Genomic DNA, 3,563 nt, shown 5'->3' on the forward strand with positions numbered 1-3,563 from the left:
ACCCGGCGTTCAATTTGAGTCCCTCAATCCTTAAAAGTCTTGGGGAGTGAGATACTAACATGAGCGTCTCGGCGAGAGAAGTGAGGGCGAAGGTTCCGCTGGCACTCGTCTCAATAAGGCCCGCGAGGCTTTTCGACATCAACGAGATAATGCGCATCGAGAGGGAATCCTTCCGTGAGGCCTACCCGAGGGGAATCTTCCTCGTCTTCCTCGAGAACAATCCGGACACTTTTCTCGTTGCGGAGTACAACGGGAAGGTCATAGGCTACGTCATGGCCTACCTGAGGCCGGACCTCGAGGGGCACATAATGAGCATAGCCGTGGACAAGCGCTACCGCGGAAACGGCATAGGCTCGGCGTTACTTACGGAGGCGATAGAGAGGCTCATCGAGAGGGGAGCGAGGTACATAGGTCTCGAGGTTCGCGTGAGCAATGAAAAGGCCATAAAGCTCTACGAGCGCTTCGGCTTTAAAAAGGTGAAGCGGATTATAGGCTACTACTCCGACGGCGAAGATGCGTACTACATGCTCCTGCCGGCTGAGGAATGGAGGGGAAGCTGAATGATAACCTTTTACCTGAGCGGGGACAGGGTCTTCTCAACCGACCAAAACGCAGTAAACGGCCTCTACAACAAGCGCCACTTCGGGAAGCTTGTCGAGGGCAAGCTTTTCCTCTCGCTACTTGAGGCCACTTATCTCGTCGAGAGGGGCAAGATAGAGGTCAGGGACGGAAAGAGAAAACTAACCGTCGAGGAGCTCATGAACCTTGGGAGGAAGAGGGACGAGCTGTTCGATGCGAAATACCTCGTCTACAAGGATTTGAGGGACAGGGGCTACACCGTCAAGTCTGGTTTAAAGTTCGGCTCGCACTTCCGCGTTTACCGCAGGGGCATGGACGAGCACTCCCAGTGGCTCGTGTGGGTTCTCCCTGAGAACTCCCGCCTGAGCCCGAACGACATAACCGCTCGCGTTAGGGTTGCCCACGGCGTCAGGAAGAACATGGTGATGGCGATAGTTGACGAAGATGCGGACGTTACCTACTACAAGGTCGAGTGGACGAAGTTCTGACTATTCAAGGATTTTGAACTCCCTCCGCAGGAATTCTGCCTCCCGTTTCTCAAGGGAGTTCGGCTCGAAGACGACGATTGTAACCGTGTTGTTGATGAGGGAGTAGTCCTTTATGTGGGAGAGAAACTTGAACACGGGGACGAAGCCGTTCTCAAGTACCAGGTACTCAAGGCCGTCTATGTAAATCAGCTTCTCCGGCTCCCCCCTTCTCATGAACTGAACGAGTATATGCGTCAGTTGCTCCAGCTTTCTCGGGTGAATGCTGTCCTCTTCACCGACCCTCGATAGCCATATTGCCGGCGTTCTCTCAAGCCCCAGAGTTTTCCTAAAGAAGCTGGGATGCTGTCTCGAGATTATAACGGCGGCCCTTCCCGGGAGAAACTTTTTCAGAACTTTCAGTGCGTTCTTCGGCGTGACGAGGTAAAGCCCCGGAGCAAGGTTGCTCTTGTTGTCTGCGTTCATCTCCACCACCGGAACGAGCTCGTACTCAACGACTATGGTCCTCAGAATGTGGCTCCACCCGTAGGCGAGCGCCAGAAGGGAGAGCCCCAGTATGAGGTTGCACGCAAGCGTTGGATACGAGAAGTCGCCAAGGAGTCCAATCTTCAGGCCGCCCTCCTGGAGGTCAACGGGAAGAAAGGCCATCTTTGCTATACAGAACCCAGTCCAGGCAACTATCATCCAATCGTAGGCTCGCGCAAGGCCCGGGTAGCTGTCCCTGAACTTTTCCCGGTATCTGAGACTGAAGAGGAGGAGCGAGAGCATGACCGCTATTACCGCGAGGGCCGTTGCAATATGGAAGAACTGGAGGTACTGCGTGTGCCTCACCTGAGTTAGAATCTAACTATCCTTGATATTTAAACGTTGTTGGGCACGTCAAAAGTAATCCCCACACCTGTCTAAACTCAAGTTTAGCCGGGGAATTAAAAAGAAGGAAAGTTCACTTGAGGAATCCGGTCTTCTTTCCGAGGTCCTCGAAGGCGTCTATGACGTACTGCAAATCTTCCTTGCTGTGGGCCGCCGAGGGTTCAAGCCTTATCCTGGCAGTTCCGAGCGGGACGGTCGGATAAACTATCGCCTGCGCGAAGATGTTGTACTCGTCGTAGAGCCTCCTGCTGAACTCCTGGGCGAGCTTCTCGTCGTAGAGCATAACCGGAGTAATCGGGTGCTTGGTGTTTCCGAGGTCGTAGCCCAAATCCCTTAACCCGTTCTGGAGGAAGTGGGTGTTGTCCCAGAGCTTCTGAACGAGCTCGTCGCTCCTCTGGAGAATCTCAACGGCAGCTATGGCGGCCGCGACGTCAGGTGGGTTCGGAGCGCTCGAGAAGAGGAACGGCCTCGCCCTCTGGCGGAGGTACTCGATGGCCTCCTCGGGACCGGCAACGTAACCGCCGATAACTCCAAAGGCCTTGCTCAGCGTTCCCATCTCGAAGTCAACCCTATCGTGGAGCTTGAAGTGGTCCACGATTCCCCTTCCGCTGTCCCCCAAAACTCCTTCACCGTGCGCGTCGTCTATGTAGAGTATGGCATCGTACTGCTCAGCCAGCTCGGCCATCTCCGGGAGCGGGGCGAGGTCGCCATCCATCGAGAAGACACCGTCGCTGACGATGATTTTCTTCTTCTTATCCTTGTTCTCCTCAAGGCGCTTCTTGAGGTCATCCATATCGAGGTGCTTGTAGATTACCTTCGGTGCACCGCTGAGACGCATTCCGTCTATAATGCTCGCGTGGTTGAGCTCCTCACTGATGAAGACTCCGTCTTCTCCTTTCTTGAGGAGGGCGCTTAAAGCTCCGAGGTTCGCGTTGTAGCCGCTCTGGAAGAGTATGGCCGCTTCGCGCTTCTTGAACTTCGCCAGCTTTTCTTCAAGCTCAACGTGGAGCTCCATCGTTCCCGCTATCGTTCTCACGGCTCCGGCACCAACACCGTAGTCGAGGATGGCCCTTATGGCTGCGTAGCGGACCTCGGGGTGGGCAGCCAAGCCGAGGTAGTTGTTGGAGCACATGTTGAGGACCTTCTTGCCGTCGACGACGACCCACGGACCCTGTGCGCTCTCAAGCTTTCTTATGGTCACGTAGAGGCCCTTCTCCTTGAGCTCCTGAAGTTCCTCCCTAATCCAGTCAAGCTTCCCCATGAGAACCACCGTTTACAGATGGGCATCGAGGTATAAAAGTTTTGCACTGAACCCTTTAGTGCAGCCTAATTATTGCCGTTAAGGTGGTTAAGAGAGCGAGCGCCGCACTTCCGCCGATTTCCAGCCTGTAATCGTGCCTCCTCTCAGGGTATCTTTCGATTAGTTTGATTTCAATTCTAAAATCCCTCGGTCCAGTAACGGTAATTGACAACCCCCAGCCCCTCCTCGACAGCGGGTAAGCAACGGGCACGACGCCGGTGAAGAAGTCGAGGAACAAATGACTCCCCCAGCCGAGGGCGAAGAACAGGAACGGACCGCCGAGGTGCAGGCCGAGGAGAAGAGCCGGGAGAAAGGGCAGAATGGAGTGA

The 3,563-nt window shown here is 54.8% G+C and carries 5 protein-coding genes; 2 read left to right on the plus strand and 3 right to left on the minus strand.

Annotation, left to right across the window (positions count from 1 at the left end; genetic code table 11):
* The first annotated feature begins 59 nt into the window (after nt 1-59).
* Together rimI and endA are read left to right on the plus strand one after the other, a co-directional pair.
* A complete protein-coding gene (rimI, locus tag MVK46_RS01650; protein WP_297534776.1) occupies nt 60-560 on the plus strand; it encodes a ribosomal protein S18-alanine N-acetyltransferase in 501 nt (166 codons plus the stop codon).
* Nucleotides 561-1,067 (plus strand): tRNA-intron lyase, encoded by a 507-nt coding sequence (gene endA, locus MVK46_RS01655; RefSeq protein ID WP_297534777.1) that lies wholly within the window; start codon nt 561-563, stop codon nt 1,065-1,067.
* On the opposite strand, the gene MVK46_RS01660 is transcribed toward endA, so the two are convergent.
* The 3 genes from MVK46_RS01660 to MVK46_RS01670 all read right to left on the minus strand — a co-directional run.
* Nucleotides 1,068-1,895 carry a DUF835 domain-containing protein gene (locus MVK46_RS01660; RefSeq protein WP_297534779.1) on the minus strand — a complete coding sequence of 276 codons (828 nt, stop codon included), beginning with the start codon at nt 1,893-1,895 and terminating at the stop codon, nt 1,068-1,070. It abuts the gene before it with no gap.
* Nucleotides 1,896-2,007: 112 nt separating this feature from the next.
* The gene (locus tag MVK46_RS01665) at nt 2,008-3,195 is read right to left on the minus strand and encodes a glycine C-acetyltransferase (protein WP_297534781.1); all 1,188 of its coding nucleotides are present in this window, start codon (nt 3,193-3,195) and stop codon (nt 2,008-2,010) included.
* Nucleotides 3,196-3,250: 55 nt separating this feature from the next.
* Nucleotides 3,251-3,563, minus strand: a 313-nt coding sequence (locus MVK46_RS01670) for a metal-dependent hydrolase (protein WP_297534783.1), incomplete at its 5' end; no start/stop codon positions are given.

This window comes from Thermococcus sp., from assembly GCF_027066465.1.
GTDB lineage: Archaea > Methanobacteriota_B > Thermococci > Thermococcales > Thermococcaceae > Thermococcus.

What these genes read in the sequence shown, in the direction of transcription:
- rimI (WP_297534776.1), top strand. Translation starts at nt 60, where the DNA reads ATGAGCGTCTCGGCGAGAGAAGTGAGGGCGAAGGTTCCGCTGGCACTC.
- endA (WP_297534777.1), top strand. Translation starts at nt 561, where the DNA reads ATGATAACCTTTTACCTGAGCGGGGACAGGGTCTTCTCAACCGACCAA.
- MVK46_RS01665 (WP_297534781.1), bottom strand. Translation starts at nt 3,195, where the DNA reads ATGGGGAAGCTTGACTGGATTAGGGAGGAACTTCAGGAGCTCAAGGAG.